At 56.5% G+C, this 19,893-nt stretch carries 18 protein-coding genes and 4 tRNA genes; 8 read left to right on the top strand and 14 right to left on the bottom strand.

Annotated elements, in window-relative coordinates:
- Window positions 1-103: 103 nt before the first annotated feature.
- On the top strand, window positions 104-571 hold the full coding sequence (yigI, locus tag L384_RS14280; RefSeq protein WP_006812366.1) for an acyl-CoA thioesterase YigI: 468 nt from the start codon (window positions 104-106) through the stop codon (window positions 569-571).
- Window positions 572-622: 51 nt separating this feature from the next.
- Complete coding sequence (gene rarD / locus L384_RS14285) at window positions 623-1,519, top strand: EamA family transporter RarD (protein ID WP_023323987.1); 897 nt, start codon at window positions 623-625, stop codon at window positions 1,517-1,519.
- A gap of 83 nt (window positions 1,520-1,602) precedes the next feature.
- Here rarD and corA read toward each other — a convergent pair whose 3' ends face one another.
- The 8 genes from corA to L384_RS14320 form a co-directional block, all read right to left on the bottom strand.
- Window positions 1,603-2,553: a magnesium/cobalt transporter CorA gene (gene corA / locus L384_RS14290; protein WP_003860807.1), complete on the bottom strand. Its 951-nt coding sequence runs from the start codon at window positions 2,551-2,553 to the stop codon at window positions 1,603-1,605.
- 150 nt (window positions 2,554-2,703) lie between these two features.
- Complete coding sequence (gene ysgD, locus L384_RS22700) at window positions 2,704-2,760, bottom strand: YsgD/CorL family protein (protein WP_212743980.1); 57 nt, start codon at window positions 2,758-2,760, stop codon at window positions 2,704-2,706.
- A gap of 149 nt (window positions 2,761-2,909) precedes the next feature.
- Window positions 2,910-5,072 (bottom strand): DNA helicase II, encoded by a 2,163-nt coding sequence (gene uvrD / locus L384_RS14295; protein WP_017383586.1) that lies wholly within the window; start codon window positions 5,070-5,072, stop codon window positions 2,910-2,912.
- 79 nt (window positions 5,073-5,151) lie between these two features.
- Window positions 5,152-5,868, bottom strand: coding sequence for a 5-amino-6-(5-phospho-D-ribitylamino)uracil phosphatase YigB (gene yigB / locus L384_RS14300; protein WP_003860811.1), 717 nt, complete (start codon window positions 5,866-5,868; stop codon window positions 5,152-5,154).
- Window positions 5,868-6,770, bottom strand: a complete 903-nt coding sequence (gene xerC, locus L384_RS14305; protein WP_015570006.1) for a tyrosine recombinase XerC — start codon at window positions 6,768-6,770, stop codon at window positions 5,868-5,870. The genes yigB and xerC overlap by 1 nt, the downstream gene beginning before the upstream one ends.
- Window positions 6,767-7,474, bottom strand: a complete 708-nt coding sequence (locus L384_RS14310; RefSeq protein ID WP_003860814.1) for a DUF484 domain-containing protein — start codon at window positions 7,472-7,474, stop codon at window positions 6,767-6,769. The genes xerC and L384_RS14310 overlap by 4 nt, the downstream gene beginning before the upstream one ends.
- Window positions 7,471-8,295 carry a diaminopimelate epimerase gene (gene dapF / locus L384_RS14315; RefSeq protein WP_022646661.1) on the bottom strand — a complete coding sequence of 275 codons (825 nt, stop codon included), beginning with the start codon at window positions 8,293-8,295 and terminating at the stop codon, window positions 7,471-7,473. Before dapF ends, L384_RS14310 begins: the two co-directional genes overlap by 4 nt.
- Before the next feature lie 35 nt (window positions 8,296-8,330).
- The gene (locus tag L384_RS14320) at window positions 8,331-8,534 is read right to left on the bottom strand and encodes an LPS translocon maturation chaperone LptM (RefSeq protein WP_003860815.1); all 204 of its coding nucleotides are present in this window, start codon (window positions 8,532-8,534) and stop codon (window positions 8,331-8,333) included.
- Between the two features lie 135 nt (window positions 8,535-8,669).
- Here L384_RS14320 and cyaY point away from each other — a divergent pair, with 135 nt between their 5' ends.
- Complete coding sequence (gene cyaY, locus L384_RS14325) at window positions 8,670-8,990, top strand: iron donor protein CyaY (protein ID WP_003860816.1); 321 nt, start codon at window positions 8,670-8,672, stop codon at window positions 8,988-8,990.
- A 91-nt stretch (window positions 8,991-9,081) separates the two neighbouring features.
- Here the strand turns inward: cyaY and cyaA are convergent, their stop codons facing one another.
- On the bottom strand, window positions 9,082-11,625 hold the full coding sequence (gene cyaA, locus L384_RS14330) for a class I adenylate cyclase (RefSeq protein ID WP_022650172.1): 2,544 nt from the start codon (window positions 11,623-11,625) through the stop codon (window positions 9,082-9,084).
- A 350-nt stretch (window positions 11,626-11,975) separates the two neighbouring features.
- On the opposite strand from cyaA, the gene hemC reads away from it, so the two are divergent.
- The 5 genes from hemC (at window position 11,976) to L384_RS14355 (ending at window position 17,449) form a co-directional block, all read left to right on the top strand.
- Window positions 11,976-12,917 carry a hydroxymethylbilane synthase gene (gene hemC / locus L384_RS14335; protein ID WP_032628002.1) on the top strand — a complete coding sequence of 314 codons (942 nt, stop codon included), beginning with the start codon at window positions 11,976-11,978 and terminating at the stop codon, window positions 12,915-12,917.
- On the top strand, window positions 12,914-13,654 hold the full coding sequence (hemD, locus tag L384_RS14340) for a uroporphyrinogen-III synthase (RefSeq protein ID WP_023323985.1): 741 nt from the start codon (window positions 12,914-12,916) through the stop codon (window positions 13,652-13,654). The genes hemC and hemD overlap by 4 nt, the downstream gene beginning before the upstream one ends.
- A 20-nt stretch (window positions 13,655-13,674) precedes the next feature.
- Window positions 13,675-14,868, top strand: coding sequence for a uroporphyrinogen-III C-methyltransferase (hemX, locus tag L384_RS14345; protein ID WP_006812379.1), 1,194 nt, complete (start codon window positions 13,675-13,677; stop codon window positions 14,866-14,868).
- Between the two features lie 2 nt (window positions 14,869-14,870).
- The gene (gene hemY, locus L384_RS14350; protein WP_026080629.1) at window positions 14,871-16,070 is read left to right on the top strand and encodes a protoheme IX biogenesis protein HemY; all 1,200 of its coding nucleotides are present in this window, start codon (window positions 14,871-14,873) and stop codon (window positions 16,068-16,070) included.
- Window positions 16,071-16,237: 167 nt separating this feature from the next.
- On the top strand, window positions 16,238-17,449 hold the full coding sequence (locus tag L384_RS14355; protein WP_023323984.1) for an MFS transporter: 1,212 nt from the start codon (window positions 16,238-16,240) through the stop codon (window positions 17,447-17,449).
- A gap of 505 nt (window positions 17,450-17,954) precedes the next feature.
- On the opposite strand, the gene L384_RS14360 is transcribed toward L384_RS14355, so the two are convergent.
- The 5 genes from L384_RS14360 to L384_RS14380 form a co-directional block, all read right to left on the bottom strand.
- Window positions 17,955-18,031: transfer RNA gene (locus L384_RS14360), tRNA-Pro, on the bottom strand.
- 44 nt (window positions 18,032-18,075) lie between these two features.
- Window positions 18,076-18,162 (bottom strand) — tRNA-Leu (locus L384_RS14365).
- Between the two features lie 21 nt (window positions 18,163-18,183).
- A tRNA-His gene (locus L384_RS14370) sits at window positions 18,184-18,259 on the bottom strand.
- Window positions 18,260-18,326: 67 nt separating this feature from the next.
- Window positions 18,327-18,403: transfer RNA gene (locus tag L384_RS14375), tRNA-Arg, on the bottom strand.
- A 102-nt stretch (window positions 18,404-18,505) separates the two neighbouring features.
- Window positions 18,506-19,891: a bifunctional threonine/serine APC transporter ThrP gene (locus tag L384_RS14380; RefSeq protein WP_017693946.1), complete on the bottom strand. Its 1,386-nt coding sequence runs from the start codon at window positions 19,889-19,891 to the stop codon at window positions 18,506-18,508.
- Window positions 19,892-19,893: the final 2 nt, after the last annotated feature.

Genomic DNA, 19,893 nt, shown 5'->3' with positions numbered 1-19,893 from the left:
CAGACTTCTGCGATAACTTCCGCTTCCTCGTTTCTTAAAGTGGCATTCCTTTATCCTGAAGCATAAAATCAACATTTTGTTAACAACAAGGATGCCACGTCAGATGTCAGCCACACTCACCGCCGAAGAAACCTTAAAGCTCGTGGGCGAGATTTTTGTGTACCACATGCCGTTCAACCGTGCACTGGGTCTTGAGCTGGAGCGATACGAAAAAGACTTCGCTCAGCTGAGTTTCAATAATCAGCCAATGATGGTCGGTAACTGGGCGCAAAGCATTTTGCACGGCGGGGTAATTGCCTCCGCGCTGGACGTGGCGGCCGGTCTGGTGTGCGTGGGCAGCACGCTGACGCGCCACGACACCATCAACGAAGATGAATTACGCCAGCGCCTGTCGCGCATGGGCACCATCGATTTACGCGTCGACTACCTGCGCCCAGGACGCGGAAACCGCTTCACCTGTACCAGCAGCCTGCTGCGCGCCGGGAATAAAGTTGCCGTCGCCCGCGTTGAGCTGCATAACGAGGAGCAGGTTTATATCGCCAGCGCAACCGCCACTTATATGGTGGGTTGAGACGGCAAATTCGGGTAAAATTACTTCACTTTTTTGTAACGGATTTTCCCGATGGATGCTAAACAGACGCGGCAGGGCGTTTTACTCGCCCTTGCCGCTTATTTTATTTGGGGTATAGCACCGGCGTACTTCAAACTTATTGCCTATGTTCCGGCGGACGAGATCCTCACTCACCGCGTCATCTGGTCGTTTTTCTTCATGATTGCGCTGATGAGTATCAGCCGTCAGTGGTCAGGCGTCAAAACGCTGCTGAAAACCCCGAAGAAGGTCTTCCTGCTCGCCCTCTCTGCGGTGCTGATTGGCGGAAACTGGCTGCTGTTTATCTGGGCGGTGAATAACCATCACATGCTCGAAGCCAGCCTGGGCTACTTTATTAACCCGCTGGTCAATATTTTGCTGGGGATGATTTTCCTCGGCGAGCGCTTTCGCCGGATGCAGTGGGTGGCAGTGATTCTGGCCTTCTGCGGCGTGCTGGTACAGCTGTGGACCTTCGGCTCACTGCCGGTTATCGCCCTGGGGCTGGCGTTCAGCTTTGCCTTCTACGGCCTGGTGCGTAAAAAAATCGCCGTGGAAGCGCAGACGGGAATGCTGTTTGAAACCCTGTGGCTGCTGCCTGTCGCCGCGATCTACCTGTTCAGTATTGCCGACAGCGCCACCAGCCACATGGGCAGCAACCCATGGTCGCTGAACCTGATGCTGATAGCCGCGGGCGTGGTCACGACGATTCCCCTGCTGTGCTTCACCGGCGCGGCAACGCGTCTGCGCCTCTCCACGTTGGGCTTCTTCCAGTACATTGGCCCGACGCTGATGTTCCTGCTGGCGGTGGTGTTTTACGGCGAGGTGCCGGGTGCGGATAAGATGGTGACGTTCGCCTTTATCTGGGTGGCGCTGGCCATCTTTGTTGCGGATGCGATTTATACCCAGCGCAGGGTGCGCAAAGGGCTGTGATGTTGCCCTCACCCTAACCCTCTCCCACAGGGAGAGGGAATTCGATCGTAGGGCGGGTAAGCGCAGCGCCACCCGCCAGATTTTTACAGCCAGTTCTTCCGCTTAAAGTACAGATACGGCGCCAGCCCGGCGAGGATCATAAAGATAATCGCCCCCGGGTAGCCAAAGCTCCACTTCAGTTCCGGCATAAACTCGAAGTTCATCCCGTAGCTGGAGGCTACCAGCGTCGGCGGCAGGAACACCACGGACACCACCGAGAAGATCTTGATGATGCGGTTCTGCTCGATGTTGATGAAGCCCATCGCCGCCTGCATCAGGAAGTTGACCTTCTGGAACAGGGATTCGTTGTGCGGCAGCAGGGATTCGATATCGCGTAAGATCTCACGCGCCTGCTCCAGCTGACCGCCCGGCAGACGCGCCTTGCGCACCAGGAAGTTCAGCGCGCGCTGGGTATCCATCAGACACAAACGCACCTTCCAGCCGATATCTTCCAGCTCTGCCAGCGTGGACAACGCTTCGTCGTACTCATCACCCTGATGGCCTTCCATGATCACGCGGCTCAGCTTTTCCAGGTCGCTGTAGATGTTTTCGATTTCATCCGCCAGCTGTTCGATTTTGGTTTCGAACAGATCCAGCAGCAGCTCATAGGCGTTACCGTCCATCATCGCCTGGCTGCGGGCGCGCATACGGTAGAGACGAAACGCAGGCAGTTCGCGCTCGCGCAGGGTGAACAGGCGGCCATCGCGAATGGTGAACGCCACAGTGGAGTTCCCCGCGTGGTCTTCGGCATCTTCGAAGAAGAAGAAGGAGTGAATGTGCAGGCCGTCTTCGTCTTCAAAAAAACGAGCGGAGGCTTCGATGTCTTCCAGTTCCGGGCGTGTCGCCAGGCTTTGCCCCAGTTCAGATTGTACGCGAAGGCGCTCATCGTCGTCCGGCTCGACCAGATCCACCCATACGGCATCAATGAGGGGCTGTGACTCTTCGGCTTCAAGCCGAGTCAGTCGGTTATTTTCGAGTTGAAATGCGCTCAACATGACCGGGACTCCCAATGCAAAAAATATCGGACAGTTCGGTGGGCACACAGAAACAAATTGGGTTTCAGACCATTAAACAGCCTGACTCAGCGCGACGGGAATGATGCAGTCGCTGACAACCACTAAGGCCATCAGCAAGAGGAGATAGCCTTAGGAGTTGTTCCTGGATGACAGGGAATTGAGCCAGTATCTACTGGGTGTGTCCAAGGCGAATGTCCTCTTAGCGTAATCGTGCGCGCATGTTACGCCAGCAATAACTGTGGCGTCAACACGCAACGGAACGCTGAAGGGCATTAATTGACCTTCAACGTATAAGGCTAGCAGATTATTACAAAATAGTGATATTTTTCTGAAAGTTACACACTTTCCAGCTTGGCATAGGCTGCCACCAGCCATTTGATCCCCTGCCCCTGGAACGCTACCTGCAAACGGCTGTGCTCGCCGCTGCCTTCCAGGTTGACGATGGTGCCTTCGCCAAACTTCGAGTGGCGCACGCGCTGGCCCAGCTTGTAACCGGTGTCGGTTTCAGAGATCGGCGAGCCCATACGCTGATGGCTGACCGGACGGCTGATGCTGGCGCGCAGGCGCACCTCTTCCACACACTCTTCCGGCAGTTCGCCGATAAAGCGCGACGGACGGTGATACACCTCTTTCCCGTACAGGCGGCGGGTTTCCGCGTAGGTCAGAGTCAGTTTCTGCATCGCACGGGTCACGCCCACGTAGGCCAGACGACGCTCCTCTTCCAGACGCCCGCCTTCATCCAGCGACATCTGGCTCGGGAACATCCCCTCTTCCATCCCGACGATGAACACCTGCGGGAACTCCAGACCTTTCGCGGAGTGTAGGGTCATCAGCTGAACCGCATCCTGCCAGGTATCGGCCTGCCCTTCACCCGCCTCCAGCGCGGCGTGAGAGAGGAATGCCTGCAACGGCATCAGGTCTTCGTCTTCTTCGTTGTAGCTGAACTGGCGCGTTGCCGTCACCAGTTCCTCTAAGTTCTCAATACGGGTCTGGCCCTTCTCGCCTTTTTCCTGCTCGTACATGGTGCGCAGGCCGGAATCTTTGATTACCCGGTCGGTCTGGACGTGCAGCGGCATGTCGGCCGTTTCCTGCGCCAGTGCGTCGATTAACTCCAGAAAGCGTTGCAATGCGCTGGCGGCGCGCCCGGCGAGGGCTTTTTCCTGTAACAGCTCGCGGCATGCCTGCCACAACGTGAGCTGACGATCGCGCGAGGCCTGACGCACCACGTCCAGCGTACGATCGCCGATGCCGCGCGTCGGCGTGTTCACCACGCGCTCAAACGCCGCATCGTCGTTACGGTTGGCAATCAGACGCAAATACGAGAGCGCATCTTTGATCTCCTGACGTTCGAAGAAGCGCATACCGCCATAAATGCGGTACGGCATGCTCACCTGCAACAGCGCCTCTTCCAGCACGCGCGACTGGGCGTTGCTGCGATAGAGAATGGCACACTGCTCCAGCGCGCCGCCGTTCTCCTGCCAGGTTTTAATGCGGTTCACCACGAAGCGGGCTTCGTCGAGCTCGTTGAAGGCGCAGTAAATCGAAATCGGTTCGCCGTCTACGCCATCGGTCCACAGCTTTTTACCCAGGCGCCCGTTGTTGTTCTCAATCAGGGCGTTGGCCGCGCTCAGAATGTTGCTGGTAGAACGGTAGTTCTGCTCCAGACGGATGGTTTGCGCGCCGGGGAAATCGTTGAGGAAGCGCTGGATGTTCTCCACCTGCGCGCCGCGCCAGCCGTAGATAGACTGGTCGTCATCGCCTACGATCATCACCTTGCCGGTATCCCCGGCCAGCAGGCGGATCCAGGCGTACTGGATGTTGTTGGTATCCTGGAATTCGTCCACCAGGATGTTGGTAAAGCGTTCACGGTAGTGTTGCAGGATATGCGGTTTGTTCAGCCACAGCTCGTGGGCGCGCAGCAGCAGCTCGGCGAAATCCACCAGACCGGCGCGATCGCACGCTTCCTGATAGGCCTTGTAGACGTTCTGCCAGGTCTGCTCGACCGGGTTACCGAAGCTCTGAATATGATGCGGACGCAGCCCTTCGTCTTTTTGACCGTTGATGTACCACATCGCCTGACGCGGCGGCCACTGCTTCTCGTCGAGATTCATCGCCTTGATCAGGCGTTTCAGCAGGCGCAGCTGATCTTCGCTGTCGAGGATCTGGAAATCCTGCGGCAGGTTAGCGTCCATATGGTGCGCGCGCAGCAGACGGTGCGCCAGGCCGTGGAAGGTGCCAACCCACATGCCGCCCTGGCTGGTGCCCATCAGCTGTGCGATACGGTGGCGCATCTCCGCCGCTGCCTTGTTGGTGAACGTCACGGCCATAATCGAGTACGGCGAACAGTTCTCCACGCTCTGTAGCCAGGCGATACGGTGAACCAGCACGCGCGTCTTACCACTGCCCGCTCCAGCCAGTACCAGCAGGTTTGTACGCGAGGCGGCAACCGCGTCACGCTGTTTATCATTAAGGCTGTCGAGCAGGTAAGAAACGTCCATTGGCACCGTCACGTCATGGCGGGCAGGCAAATGTTTCCATTCGCCAAAACCCTGTTAATTTATACAGAACAATTGATGATTATATCAGCGTCGTGAGGGATGCCAACCGTGAAATTTCCACGTGCGGCAGAAGACGGCTATCCGGCGTAGTCATCAGATCGGCATTTTCCGGCTTGATCCAGCAGGCCTGCATGCCGCAGCGGATCGCCCCGGCGACGTCCGTGGTCAGGTCGTCGCCCACGTGCAGGATCTCACCGAGCGGCAAATCCAGTTTTTCCGCTGCCAGATGATACATATCGTTGAACGGCTTCGAGCGTCCGTGCGGGCCCGCGCGCAGAACGAACTGAAAATAGTTCCCCAGACCAAACAGTTCAGGCTGAGCGTTGCCGTTGGTGATGGCCACCAGCGGCCACTTTTCGGCGAGCTTCGCCAGCGTGTCGTGGGTCTCCTGCGGCACGTCGATCCGACTGCGCCATTTGGCAAAGTTTTCCATGGCCGCTTCGGCACCCGTGGCCGCGTCCTGCGCGCTCAGGCCGGCATTGAGCATCGCCTGCTCAACCGCACGGCGGCGCCATTCGGTCACGTCATGGTAAATTTCCGGCTCGGTTTCCCGCAGGGACTGACGCAGCTTCTGGAAGTCTTTGTTCTGCATCGTTTTCAGCGCAGGATGGTAGTTCTGCACAAACGCCAGCGACTCCTGCTCGGTACGCAGGATCACCGGACGATTGTCGTAAAGGGTGTCATCAAGATCAAACGTCAGGGCTGAGATCTGACCGAGTGGGCGGTAAAAACGCATTATTTCCCCCGTTTGGCGCGTGGATGCGCCGCGTCATACACCGAGGCAAGGTGTTGGAAGTCTAAGTGGGTATAGATTTGGGTGGTCGACAGATTCGCGTGACCAAGCAGCTCCTGTACGCCGCGCAGGTCGCCGCTTGATTCCAGCATGTGCGTCGCAAAAGAGTGGCGCAGCTTGTGGGGGTGAACGTGGCTGTTCAGCCCCTGCTTAATGCCCCACTCCGCAAAGCGCTTCTGCACGTTACGCGCCGAGATCCGCTTGCCGAGTTTCGACAGGAACAGCGCATCTTCGTCGGCGCCAAACAGCCCGCGCAGATCCAGCCAGTGCTCAATCCAGGAGACCGCATTGCGGCCGATCGGCAGGCGGCGCTCTTTGCTGCCCTTGCCCATTACCCACACCTCGCCGGATTCCAGATCGAGGTGCTTTAAGTCGAGGTTCACCAGCTCAGAGAGACGCAGGCCCGCGCCGTACATCACCTCCAGCATCGCGCGGTCGCGCACGGCCAGCGGATCGTTAAGATCGATATCCAGCAGGCGGTTTACGTCGTCGACGTCGATATTTTTCGGCAGATGACGCGGGGCTTTCGGCGTGGCGATCCCTTTTGCCGGGTTGGCTTTCAGACCGCCCTGACTGACCAGCCAGTCGAAGAAACTGCGCAGGGCAGAGAGCCGGAGCGCCAGGCTCGCCGGGCTGAGATTTTTTTTACGGCTACGCACGACGAACCCGCGTACCGTGGCGGCGTCACATTGTTGCCAGCTTTTCAGGCCGATTTCATCGGCAATCTGCATGATGGCATCAAGCTGACGCTGATAGTTGAGCAGCGTAATAGGGCTGAGCTGGCGTTCTACGCCCAGATAGCGCAGAAAGCGGTTGACGTCAGTGGCGAGCAATCCGTCCGTCATACGCGCTCAATCCAGCGCTCCAGCAGCTCAGGCAGCATCAGGGCGATCTCCTGCAACAGTTGCGTACCCTGCCCCTGTTCATAGTGATGCGCGTCGCGGCTGGTAAATAACATCACGCCCAGGTCACCATCGCGCCCCATCAGCGACATCGCCACCGAGCCGATAGCTTTGGCTTCCGGCAGCACCACCAGCAGTTCTGGCCCGTTAAGCGGCCCCAGATAGTGGTGCTCATGGCCCAGACGCTGAATGCGCAGCGGCTCAAACGCCTGACGGCTCAGCGCCAGATGGGTAAACCCGGACGGCGCGCCAATGCGCCAGCGGTCAGGGAAGAGGCGGATCGTCGCGCCTGCCAGCCCCAGCTCGCGCGCCCAGCGGTGGAAGCGGTTGAGGAACTCTTCGAGACTGTGTGCGGAAGCCAGACGCGCCTGAAGGTGCAGAAGACGGTAGAACAGGCTTTCGTTATTGCTGGCCTGCTCCATCAGCAGCGTCATGTTCTCTTCGAGCTGATTGATGTGGTTGCGCGAGCGCGCCATGTGCCATTCAACCAGCGACACGGTCTCGCGAACCGGATGCGGCACGCGCATCCGTTCGACGACGCGTGCATTGCGGATAAAAAACTCAGGATTGTGCAGCAAATAATCCACAACAGTGCTGTCGTCCAGCTCTGTTACAGGTTCCCGCAGTTCTTCCCCTGGTTGCTTCATAGATGGATAAACCCGTCATAAACATGTGTCGCCGGGCCAGTCATGTACAGTGGATGACCCGCTCCTTTCCAGGCGATATCAAGCCGACCGCCTGGTAATTCCACGCGAACCTCTTCTGCCAGTAACCCCTGTGAGATACCGACGGCCACCGCCGCACAGGCACCGCTTCCGCAGGCCTGGGTTTCGCCCGCGCCGCGCTCGTAAACCCGCAGGCGAATATGTTCACGCTTCACCACTTGCATGAAACCGATGTTCGCCCGCTCCGGGAAGCGCTCGTGGCTTTCCAGCACCGGGCCGAGCGTTTCAACCGCCGCGGTTTGCACATCATCCACCTGAATCACGCAGTGCGGGTTACCCATTGAGACGACGCCGCACAATACTGTCTGCTCGGCGGCACGCATGATATAGGTCTTTTCCGCTTTGTTGGCGCGAAACGGCACGGCAGAGGGTTCGAAGTTCGGCTCTCCCATGTTCACGCGCACCAGTTCGTCGTCGGTGACGCTGAGCACCATCCGGCCATTGGCGGTGCTGACGCGGATATCGCGCTTGTTGGTCAGCCCTTTCAGCCGAACAAAGCGGGCAAAACAGCGCGCGCCGTTGCCGCACTGGGAAACTTCGCTGCCGTCGGCGTTAAAAATGCGATAGTGAAAGTCCAGGTCAGGATCGTAAGGCGGCTCCACCACCAGCAGCTGGTCAAACCCCACGCCCACGTGTCGATCCGCCAGACGACGGATCAGTTCCGGGGAGAAAAAGACATTCTGCGTTACCGCGTCGACGACCATAAAGTCGTTGCCAAGGCCATGCATTTTAGAGAACTGCATCATTTGCTCCATTGCGCGGGTACAGAACGTAATTGTCAGAGATTGACCTGAGTCGGGCCGCCGTTATTGCCGCGATCGTTGGTATCCGGCGTAGATGACTCGATACCACTTTGCACCGGTTTTGTCGGCGGTGGTGCGTTTTTATCCTCTGGCGGGAAGTACAGTGGTCCCTTCAGTCCACAGCCGGTCAGGCTAAACAGAGTGACAAGAACGACAAGCGTTCGGAAGACGTTTTTCATGTAGAGGTTGCCCGTAAGTTCAAATCTGTTTCTATCATCGCAGGAGAAGACACAAAAGCAAGAGTTTGCCGCTTTCCTGCAACGGGAATTATTTAGCGTTATACTGCCGCCATCACGAAAAACAGGAATAAAACCATGAACGACAGTGAATTTCATCGCCTTGCCGATACCCTGTGGATGACCATCGAAGAGCGTATCGACGACTGGGACGGCGACAGCGATATCGATTGTGAAATCAACGGCGGGATCCTGACCTTAAGCTTCGAAAACGGCAGCAAGATTATTATTAACCGTCAGGAGCCGCTTCACCAGGTGTGGCTGGCGGCGAAACAGGGCGGCTATCACTTTGATCTGAAAGGTGACGAGTGGGTCTGCGACCGCAGCGGCGAAACGTTCTGGGATCTGCTGGAGCAGGCGGCGACCGCGCAGGCGGGTGAGGACGTGAGTTTCAGGTAGTTTTGTTGCCCGGTGGCGGCTACGCCTTACCGGGCCTACAGCGACTCGGACCGTAGGCCGGGTAAGCGATAGCGCCACCCGGCGAAAAGCCTCAGGAAAAATACTGCTGCAACAGCGGCGCAGTTTCCTGGTTAGCGGGCGCCGCAGGGGTAATCGCCTGCGTACGGAACGGGATCACCTGCGCTCGCCCATCCACATTCACAATCTGGTAGAACTGCGGCAGGTTGAAGTTGATAAAACTTGAGCCGTAGGTAAAGCGATCGTGCGAAGACGAATAGAAGCGGCTGACGTCGCGCACCAGCTCCTCTTTGCTGCCTTCACAGTGGTGATACACCTCGGCACGGTTGGTTTCATCCAGAATGTAGATGTTAAACCCGGCATTATCGCCCGACTCTTCGAAGAAGAACTGAATAATCCCTTCACTCGCAAAGCCATCCACCACCTGCGGCAGCTTAACGTGGTTGGTTTCCACCTGAACCGACAGGCCATGCAGTTTGTTGTGTGAAATCGCGCCGTAGAATTCAATGGCGTTCTCCAGCTTCTGCACCGACACGTTCAGGCGCTCAAAGAACAGGCCCCAGGTCTGGCCGGAGACGCGCAGCGCTTTAAAGCGCCCGGTTTCCTGACGGGTGCTGGAGAGACGCAGTTCGATGCACTCAGACACCAGCTGCTGCACGCGGGTACGAATCAGGCCGCGCAGGTGCTGGCTGTAGCAGAACACCTCCACGCTGTCCGGGGGTGCGGCGTCCTGGTGCATCTTGCCGAGGATCGTTTTCAGCGCCTCGATCATCGCCTGCTCGCCGTTAAAGTGTAAGGTACGCACTTCGTTCCACGAGTTGCGGTACAGCAGATCCACGCTACCCACCAGGCAGTTTTGCTGCTCGCCGAAGCTAAAGACGTCCAGCTTGCGGAAGTCAAAGTGAACCACCTGATTGCGGAAGGCCGCCGTCGGGTCGTATTCCAGGTTGACGATGATCGCCAGATGGCGGATCTCACACGGGCTGTAGAGCGCCTTTGGCGTCGGCGCAGGCAGACGCAGTGGGAAGTGGTGCGAGACATCCGCCACCATCTCCTGCAACTTGGCTAAATCGACCACCTCGTTACCCTTGATAAACAACCGGGTGCGTGAGGTGAGAAGGCCGTTAAACCAGGCCCAGGCCACCAGCTTGTTCAGATAGCGGTTATATTCCAGCGGCTGATGGCTGATGATCGAATCCATGCTTGGCGCACGGTTGTACAGATACCACCCGGTGCGGTTTGCGCGGCCCGGCGGCACGTAGATAAAGGTCAGATTCGGCTCAGACAGGTCAGGCGAAATCTGTGGGTTAACCAGCGTAACCTTGCCCGGCAACGCTTCAAACGCGGCGTACAGTTTACGGGTCAGCACCCCGATATCCTGTGGGCTGGCAGAAACGCTAAGGTTGTTACGGCGGGCAAAGCGGATCAGGTTGCGGTAGCTCTGCATCATCGCATCAAGCAGTTCGTTGTGCGCCTCGCGCACCTGATCGATCTTCCAGTTGGCGCGGTTGTCCAGCATGGCGAGACGCGCTTCGTCCCATCCCCACTCTTTGACTAACTGGCTGACGACTTCACGACGCCAGCCCACGCAGGCGCGTTCGCGGCTCAGTTTTTCACAAACTTTGAGATAGAAACATCGACGCACCAGGTCAAGACGCGTGGCGTCCTCAATGGCTGTCAGGTATTCGGTGACGCGTTCCAGCATCATGCAGTAGGCATCAAGCCCGTAGGAGACGATCTCCCCGTCGTGCAGACGCTGTTTAATATCTTTCGCCAGCAGGCGCGGCGTGGGGTATTCCCAGGAGTAAGCTTCCAGCAGCAGGGTTTTCAGCACCGCTTTGTATGGTGAATCAATGCTCTTATAAAGCTGCCAGAGGCTTGCGCCAAAGTACTCTTCGGCGGACAGGGAGCTCAGGCCGCCCAGATCCAGCCACTCGTTTGGCGTCAGAACGCCCTGCGAGTAAAGCGACATGACGTAGTCGTCATAATTCTCTTCTTCATCGCACGGCACCATATTCCACAGAATACGTTTCCCGGCCAGGCGAACGGCAGTACGGTAAAACTCATCCAGCAACAGGATGTGCTGAGTCGAGCCGCAGTCTTCACCACCCAGACTGCCGCTTTCGTTATGGCGGAAACGGTTTTCATCAATCAGGAAGAAGCTCACTTCCACGCCGAGCGACGCCGCCCAGCTCTCCAGCAGGCTGCATTTACGCTGCAACAGCTGGCGCTCTTCATTGTCGAGCCAGGACTGATGGCAGACCCAGATATCCAGGTCAGAAGAGCAGCTTTGCCCAACCGATGATGTGCTGCCCATGGAGTAAACCCCGGTAATCGGCAGCTCGCCTTTTGGCGAATCCTGCGGCGGCATACCACGGTAGAGTTCAAGTTCAGTCAGGTAATGCTGTTGGGTTTCATCAGGCGTGAAGAGGCAAATGCCCTGGGGAACGTTACCATCGAGGTAACCCGGCATTAGCGGATGGTGATAGTGCAACAATGTCGGCAGAAGACTGTATACCTGCTGGAAAGCAGGGCCCATGGCAGCAAGCGCGCGATCCACGCGCAATTGATTGATGGCATCCAGTCTCTGTTTCAGAGTCTCAATATAGAGGTACAAGACGTATCGCCTGATGTTTCCGGGTGTCGCATGTCAGTCAGAACAGAAAAAGCAGCGGACCCGCAGTATTTCAAAAAATAACCGTTACCCTTTTTTCGCCTTTTGCTTTTCTGGTGGTACAGACGAAAAAATGGTCTAAAACGTGATCAATTTAACACCTTGCCGGTTGACCGTAAAGAAAGATGCGCTACATACAAGTGTAGCACCGTTCTGTACGTGTAAATTCCTGAATACGGCGATGGCTGACGAATACGCCGCCCTGTCCCTCTCACTCTTCATCAACCGTAAAACTGCCATCCGAGTGTCAACAATGTTAGGATGGTTAGCGATTGATAATGACGGTAACAAGCATGTTAGACAATGTTTTGAGAATTGCCACACGCCAAAGTCCTCTTGCACTCTGGCAGGCACATTATGTTAAGCAGCGCCTGGAAGCCTGCCACACCGGATTACGCGTTGAGCTGGTGCCAATGGTTACGCGTGGCGATGTCATTCTGGATACGCCGCTGGCCAAAGTGGGCGGAAAAGGTCTGTTTGTCAAAGAGCTGGAGCTGGCATTGCTTGAGAACCGCGCCGATATCGCCGTGCATTCGATGAAGGATGTGCCCGTTGAGTTCCCGGAAGGGCTGGGGCTGGTGACCATCTGCGAGCGCGAGGATCCGCGCGATGCGTTTGTCTCTAATCGCTATGACTCGCTTGATGCGTTGCCGGCAGGCAGCGTGGTCGGCACGTCAAGTTTACGCCGCCAGTGTCAGCTGGCTGAACGTCGCCCGGATCTGGTGATCCGTTCGCTGCGCGGGAACGTCGGCACACGCCTTGGCAAGCTGGATAACGGCGACTACGATGCCATTATTCTTGCGGTTGCGGGCCTGAAACGCCTGGGGCTGGAAGAACGTATTCGCGTGGCGTTGCCGCCGGAGCTGTCGCTCCCCGCCGTCGGCCAGGGCGCCGTCGGCATTGAGTGTCGTCTGGATGATGTGCGCACTCAGGCACTGCTGGCGCCGCTGAATCATGACGATACCGCCGTTCGCGTAAAAGCCGAGCGCGCGATGAATACACGCCTCGAAGGAGGCTGTCAGGTGCCAATTGGCAGCTATGCTGAATTAACTGACGGTGAACTGTGGCTGCGTGCGCTGGTTGGCGCGCCGGACGGCTCGCATATGGTTCGCGGTGAACGTCGCGGCAAACCGCAAGATGCCGAGGCGCTTGGCGTATCGCTGGCGGAAGAGCTGCTGAATAACGGCGCACGTGAAATTCTGGCCGAGGTCTATAACGGAGAGCCCCCTGCATGAGCATACTTGTCACCCGCCCTTCTCCCGCAGGAGAGCAGTTAGTGAGCCGTCTGCGCGCACTGGGGCAGGTGGCCTGGAGTTTTCCGCTGATTGAATTCTCCCCCGGTCGCGAGCTGCCTGAGCTCGCTGACCAGATGCGTCTCTTGCAGGAAGGCGATCTGCTCTTTGCGCTGTCGCAGCATGCCGTGGAGTTTGCCCATGCGCAACTGCAACAACAGGGCGTTCGCTGGCCTCACGCCCCCCGCTATTTCGCCATCGGGCGCACTACGGCGCTGGCCTTACATACCGCGAGCGGAATCGATGTTCGTTACCCGTTAGATCGGGAAATCAGCGAAGTCTTGCTACAATTATCTGAATTACAAAACATTGCCGGAAAGCGCGCGCTTATTTTGCGCGGCAACGGTGGCCGCGAACTGCTGGGCGAGACGCTGCGCGAACGCGGCGCAGACGTGACGTTTGTGGAGTGCTATCAGCGCTGTGCAAAACACTATGATGGCGCGGAAGAAGCAATGCGCTGGCACGCCCGCGGTATTAATACGCTGGTGGTCACCAGCGGTGAAATGTTACAACAGCTTTGGTCGCTGATTCCGCTTTGGTATCGCGAAAACTGGTTACTCCGCTGTCGGCTTCTGGTCGTCAGTGAGCGTCTGGCGAACCACGCCCGGGAACTGGGCTGGCAGGATATTCGGATCGCTGAAAACGCCGACAACGATGCGCTGCTGCGCGCATTACAATAACTCTCAAATGGGAAGCCATAATGACGGAACACGAAAAATCCTCCGCCGTGGTTGAAGAGACCAGGGAGACTGTGGACACCACGTCACAGCCAGAGACGACAGACACAACCGTTGAGAAGAAAAACGGCAGCAATAAAACCAGCCTCACGCTGAGCGTGATTGCCATCGCGATTGCGCTGGCCGCAGGCGTGGGTCTCTACGGACTGGTGAAGAAACAAGGCACCAACCAGACGGCCACCAGCGACGCGCTGGTTAACCAAATCACTGCCCTACAGAAAGCGCAGGAGACGCAAAAAGCTGAGCTGGAAGGTGTGATCAAACAGCAGGCTGCCGCCCTCGCCGACGCGAACAGCAAACGTGAAGAGTTGACCAAACAGCTGAGCGAAGTGCAGGAAAAAGTCGCCACAATTTCGGGAACCGATGCCAAAACCTGGCTACTTTCACAGGCCGATTTTCTGGTGAAACTGGCCGGGCGCAAGCTCTGGAGCGATCAGGATGTCACCACCGCCGCCGCGCTGCTGAAAAGCGCCGACGCAAGCCTGGCTGATATGAACGATCCGAGCCTCATCAACGCACGCCGCGCTATTACGGAAGATATCGCCAGCCTGTCCGCGGTTTCTCAGGTCGACTACGACGGTATCATCCTTAAGGTGAATCAGCTCTCGAACCAGATTGATAACCTTCAGCTGGCCGATAACAACGACGATGACTCTCCGATGGATTCCGACGGTACCGAGCTGTCCAGTTCCCTGAGCGAATGGCGTATCAACCTGCAAAAGAGCTGGCAGAACTTTATGGACAGCTTTATTACCATTCGCCGCCGCGATGAAACTGCCGTGCCGCTGCTGGCACCGAACCAGGACGTCTATCTACGCGAAAACATTCGTTCCCGCCTGCTGGTCGCGGCGCAGGCCGTGCCGCGTCACCAGGAAGAGACCTACAAACAGGCGCTGGATAACGTTTCAACCTGGGTACGTGCTTACTACGATACCAATGATGCAACCACGACCGCGTTCCTTGAGGATATCGACAAGCTGAGCCAGCAAAACATCACCATGAACGTACCGGACAAGCTGGAAAGCCAGCCGATTCTGGAGAAGATCATGCAGACGCGCGTGCGTAACTTGCTGGCCCAGCCGGGCGTTCCGGCAGAGCGTCCGGCTGAAGCACCTGCCGCCGCGCCAGCGCCTGAAAGCGCGCCGCAAGGAGAGTAATGATGCTAAAAGTCTTCTTACTCTTCATCCTGCTGATCGCCGGGATTGTACTGGGGCCGATGCTTGCGGGTCACCAGGGTTACGTATTGATCCAGACCGATAACTACAACATCGAAACCAGCGTAACAGGGCTGGTGATTATCCTGATCCTGGGTGTGGTCGTTCTGCTGGCAGTGGAGTGGCTCCTGCGTCGTATTTTCCGTACCGGCGTACATACGCGCGGCTGGTTCGTTGGCCGTAAGCGCCGTCGCGCCCGTAAGCAGACCGAGCAGGCATTGCTGAAGCTGGCCGAAGGCGACTATCAGCAGGTTGAAAAGCTGATGTCGAAAAATGCCGACCATGCAGAACAGCCGGTTGTTAACTATCTGCTGGCCGCTGAGGCGGCGCAACAGCGAGGCGATGAGGCCCGCGCCAATCAGCATCTTGAACGCGCGTCTGAGCTCTCTACTAAGGATCCGATTCCGGTTGAGATCACCCGCGTTCGTCTGCAACTGGCGCGCAATGAAAACCATGCCGCACGTCACGGCGTTGACCGTCTGCTGGAAATTACCCCTCGTCATCCGGAAGTGCTGCGTCTTGCTGAGCAGGCATATATTCGGACCGGTGCATGGGGCTCGCTGCTGGACATTATCCCTTCCATGGCGAAAGCCGACGTGGGTGATGATGAACATCGTGATGAACTTCAGCGTCTGGCCTGGATTGGCCTGATGGATCAGGCGCGCGCCGATCTCGGCAGCGACGGCCTGAAAACCTGGTGGAAAAACCAGAGCCGCAAAACGCGCCAGCAGGTTCCTCTTCAGGTTGCGATGGCAGAACATCTGATTGAGTGTGACGACCATGACACCGCGCAGGAGATCCTCCTCGACGGTCTCAAGCGACAGTATGATGACCGCCTGGTGATGGTCATCCCGCGTCTGAAAACCAACAATCCGGAACAAATTGAAAAAGCACTGCGCCAGCAGATCAAAACCGTGGGCGATCGTCCGCTGCTGTGGAGTACGCTGGGCCAGTCTCTGATGAAACACGGCGAGTGGCAGGAGGCGAGTCTCGCCTTCCGCGCCGCGCTGAAGCAACGCCCGGACGCATTTGATTACGCCTGGCTTGCTGATTCGCTGGACAAGCAGCACAAGCCGGAAGAGGCCGCAGCTATGCGCCGTGATGGGCTGTTATTGACGTTGCAAAATAACGGAACGCAGCAGTAATTAAGAGGAGGCCAGATGGCCTCCTTTTTTTATCTCATTTCTCCTGCTACATTCTTTTAACACTCACCTGCAAACGAACCCGCCAATGTAACGATGTCTTTTCCTTAACTTTTTTTTGCACACGCGCTTACCCGCGTGGAATAAACCGTTTCTGAAAGGATATCGTCATGAACTCGCTTTTATATGCGCTTTTCGAAGCGCTGCGGTGCCATCGCTGGCTCCGCCTGCTGGCCTGCGCCTTTATCTTTAGCTCCCTGGGTAATGGCTTAACTCAGGTTGTTGTTTTCGGATTATTGTTACAGTGGTCAGCCCCGTCAGCGCTGTTAACCCTCGCCTTCCTTTTTGCTACGGTGCCCGGTTTTATCGGCAGCCTGATTGGTGAAAAGCTGTGCCAGCGGTTTTCACCTCTCTACCTGTTGATGCTGACCGAATGGCTGGGCTTGCTCGCCCTGCTCTTTCCCCTTTCAGGCGCACATTACCACAGCATACCGGCGCTGCTTGCGGTGCAATCCACAGAAGCGTTGCTGAGCGGGATGAGCTGGCCTGCGTTAACGCTTCTGTTTAAACGCGGACTGCATGAGGCAGAACTGCCTGCGGCAACGTGTCTGGAAAATGTGATTTTTGCCTCCCAGGTTTTGTTAGGAATCGGGCTGGGTGTGGTGTTGTTCCAGCGCATCCCGGTCTTCGCCTTACTGGTCATCGACGCCGCCAGTTTTATGGGATCGCTGGTCATGCTGTTTCTCGCAGAACGCCAGTATGTAGCGCGTCCAGCACCGTTGCCTGTCGGGGACCCTCAACCTGTGGCATTGCGCTGGCAAACTCTGACCCTTCGACAAAAACGCAGTTTGCTGATTTTGCCTGCCCTTGCTGCCGTAGGCTCGCCTGCAATGGCGTTGCTGCCAGCACTGGCGCAGCAGATCAACCCCGAGAATGCCGCTGGGCTTGCGCTGCCCTTGCTTTTTGCCAGAAGCCTGGGACAGCTTTGTGGCCCCTTGCTGCTCAGAAAAGAGAGTCTGACACGCTTTGCAGCAAGAACGCCTTTGCTACTTAGCTGTCTTGCTCTTTTTCTGGCAGCCTATGGGTTGCTTCCGTTTTTATCCGCATGGGTCGTGCTTGCGCTGGGGATGATCTTTATCGCGCATCTGGCGTCGAATATCGTTTTTGCGGCGGGTACGTTTGGGGTACTGAGTAATTTTCAGGCTATACAGATATCCGCTGCCAGCGGTAAGGCCTGGCGCTGGCAAACGTTGAGCGCTTCCCTTTTTACGGGCCTCGCCGCAATGACAGCGACGATATTGGGAGCGGCTCAGACGCTATATGCTGTCTCTGCTATCGCTCTGCTGTTAGTGGCGCTGGTCCTGGCCCATTATCGTGAATAAGGCATAAAAAAACGCCTGCTATAAAAGCAGGCGTTAAAACAGGTCTGTAAGACAACATATTTGGTGCTTCACTCAACGTTGTGTCCATGGTGTCTGATGAGGCCGAAGCGACATCTGTCAGTGGACGATAAGCACCGTAAACGGCTCTGCGTCATTCCTGAGTTTATGAGGCCTTAAGGCGAACATAAGAGATGGAATGAGCATCTACACGCATATTATTGCATGTAATGTGCCAGGTTTACACGCAGAACTTTTACATCGCGCAACATTTTAAGATAAAAGGAAATTATGCTGTTAAGAACCGCCTGAAGCCATACAACATCGCGCTAAAGTCGGTGAACTGTCGCCACAAGGAGACAGGTTAAGAGGTAAAATAACAAATACTTAAATATTAATGGTTTATATGTCGCTGAATCGCGACAAGGATGTGGGGTGTTGTCGGGAAATGACTACAGGATAAAAAAACGCAGAAAACAAAAAACCCCGCCGAAGCGGGGTTCAAAATTGGTCGGCGAGAGAGGATTCGAACCTCCGACCCACTGGTCCCAAACCAGTTGCGCTACCAAGCTGCGCTACTCGCCGATGTACTGCTTTTTTGAATTTTTAGTTCAACTCATTAAAAGTCGTGGTGCGAGGGGGGGGACTTGAACCCCCACGTCCGTAAGAACACTAACACCTGAAGCTAGCGCGTCTACCAATTCCGCCACCTTCGCAATTCACAACTCTTTCAATAATGGGGTGGCTAATGGGATTCGAACCCACGACAACTGGAATCACAATCCAGGGCTCTACCAACTGAGCTATAGCCACCACTGTATTCTTTCACGCGGTTCTGACTACTTCTCAGACCACCGCAGCTCTAGCGCCGGGACTAAAATGGCGCGCCCGACAGGATTCGAACCTGAGACCTCTGCCTCCGGAGGGCAGCGCTCTATCCAGCTGAGCTACGGGCGCTTAGCGCCGTTGCGGGGCTGGATATTACGTACCTCCGTCCCCGCTGTCTAGTGCTTTTTTGAAAAAAATGCGCGTTTGGTTATGGTTTGCACATTTTGCCGCTTATTCCTCCACTTTATGGGCGGAGCCACGGCGACCCAGGCCAAAAAGTTTATATGCAGCTGTGACGGCAGCCAGGAAGATCATCCCGACAAACAGCGACATGCGGGTATCTTCATTAAAGTACATTCCAATTAATACGCAAATCAGGAACGCCATCGTCAAATAGTTCGCATACGGGAACAGAATGGAGCGGAACGGATGGCTGGCGATCGCTTTTTTGTGCGCCTGCCGGAAACGCAACTGGCTAATCAAAATGACAAACCACGGTACCATCCCCGGCAGCACGCTGGCGCTATAGACGTAAACAAACACGCGCTGCGGATTTGGGATGATGTAGTTCAGGCAAGAGCCAATCAGCAAAATCACAATCGACACGGCTACGCCCGCCACCGGTACACCTACGCGGGAGACTTTGCCCATCACAGCCGGCAGCTGTTTGTTTTGCGAGAGCGCGTAAAGCATACGCCCACAGCTGTACATTCCGCTGTTACAGCCGGAAAGCGCCGCCGTCAGTACCACAAAGTTGATAATGGCGGCTGCCGCCGTGATGCCAATCTTAGCGAAAGTTAAGACAAACGGGCTGCCGGTGGTGCCGATCTCGTTCCATGGGAAAATGGTCACGATAACGAAGATAGCGCCCACATAGAAAATCAGGATACGCCACAGCACCTTGCCTACCGCGCTACGCAGTGTGACCTGCGGGTTTTTCGCCTCACCGGCGGTAATGCCGATCAGCTCAACGCCCTGATAGGAGGCGACAACGATACAGAGCGCCGTCAGAAAGCCCTTCCAGCCACCCGCAAAAAAGCCGCCGTGCCCGGTCAGGTTACCGAAACCGATAGCGTGCCCGCCGTTACCGAAGCCAAAGAAGATGACACCCAGACCCACAACAATCATCACGATGATGGTGGTAACTTTGATCATCGCAAACCAGAACTCGATTTCACCGTAAAGACGAACGGCGGCAAGGTTCGCCAGCGCCACTAGCCCTACGGCAATAAGCGCGGGTATCCACTGGGCCATCTCCGGGAACCAGAACTGCACGTAGACCCCGATGGCGGTGATCTCCGAAATCCCGACGGCCATCCACATAAACCAGTACGACCAGGCCGTGAGATAACCAAAGAACGGGCTCATATACCGGTGGGCGTAAACGGCGAAAGAGCCCGTTACCGGCTCCAGGAACAGCATTTCGCCCATTGAGCGCATGATGAAGAAGACGAACAGTCCGGCAATAATATACGCCAGCAGGACGGAAGGCCCCGCCCATTTCAGCGTGCTTGCCGAGCCCATAAACAGGCCAACGCCGATAGTCCCGCCCAGCGCGATCAATTCAATATGTCGAGCTTCCAGCCCACGCTGAAGCTCCGGTTTTTTCTCTGCCATAA

Origin of the sequence: Enterobacter sp. MGH 38, from assembly GCF_000492855.1 — a bacterium.
GTDB lineage: Bacteria > Pseudomonadota > Gammaproteobacteria > Enterobacterales > Enterobacteriaceae > Enterobacter > Enterobacter hormaechei_C.
The sequence above is the reverse complement of the archived record's forward strand: the minus strand, read 5'-3'. Positions and strand labels throughout refer to the sequence as shown.

Bases quoted from the DNA above. Each gene is read 5' to 3' on its own strand.
- yigI (WP_006812366.1), top strand. From the start codon at position 104: ATGTCAGCCACACTCACCGCCGAAGAAACCTTAAAGCTCGTGGGCGAG.
- rarD (WP_023323987.1), top strand. From the start codon at position 623: ATGGATGCTAAACAGACGCGGCAGGGCGTTTTACTCGCCCTTGCCGCT.
- corA (WP_003860807.1), bottom strand. From the start codon at position 2,553: ATGTTGAGCGCATTTCAACTCGAAAATAACCGACTGACTCGGCTTGAA.
- uvrD (WP_017383586.1), bottom strand. From the start codon at position 5,072: ATGGACGTTTCTTACCTGCTCGACAGCCTTAATGATAAACAGCGTGAC.
- yigB (WP_003860811.1), bottom strand. From the start codon at position 5,868: ATGCGTTTTTACCGCCCACTCGGTCAGATCTCAGCCCTGACGTTTGAT.
- xerC (WP_015570006.1), bottom strand. From the start codon at position 6,770: ATGACGGACGGATTGCTCGCCACTGACGTCAACCGCTTTCTGCGCTAT.
- L384_RS14310 (WP_003860814.1), bottom strand. From the start codon at position 7,474: ATGAAGCAACCAGGGGAAGAACTGCGGGAACCTGTAACAGAGCTGGAC.
- dapF (WP_022646661.1), bottom strand. From the start codon at position 8,295: ATGCAGTTCTCTAAAATGCATGGCCTTGGCAACGACTTTATGGTCGTC.
- L384_RS14320 (WP_003860815.1), bottom strand. From the start codon at position 8,534: ATGAAAAACGTCTTCCGAACGCTTGTCGTTCTTGTCACTCTGTTTAGC.
- cyaY (WP_003860816.1), top strand. From the start codon at position 8,670: ATGAACGACAGTGAATTTCATCGCCTTGCCGATACCCTGTGGATGACC.
- hemC (WP_032628002.1), top strand. From the start codon at position 11,976: ATGTTAGACAATGTTTTGAGAATTGCCACACGCCAAAGTCCTCTTGCA.
- hemD (WP_023323985.1), top strand. From the start codon at position 12,914: ATGAGCATACTTGTCACCCGCCCTTCTCCCGCAGGAGAGCAGTTAGTG.
- hemX (WP_006812379.1), top strand. From the start codon at position 13,675: ATGACGGAACACGAAAAATCCTCCGCCGTGGTTGAAGAGACCAGGGAG.
- hemY (WP_026080629.1), top strand. From the start codon at position 14,871: ATGCTAAAAGTCTTCTTACTCTTCATCCTGCTGATCGCCGGGATTGTA.
- L384_RS14355 (WP_023323984.1), top strand. From the start codon at position 16,238: ATGAACTCGCTTTTATATGCGCTTTTCGAAGCGCTGCGGTGCCATCGC.
- L384_RS14380 (WP_017693946.1), bottom strand. From the start codon at position 19,891: ATGGCAGAGAAAAAACCGGAGCTTCAGCGTGGGCTGGAAGCTCGACAT.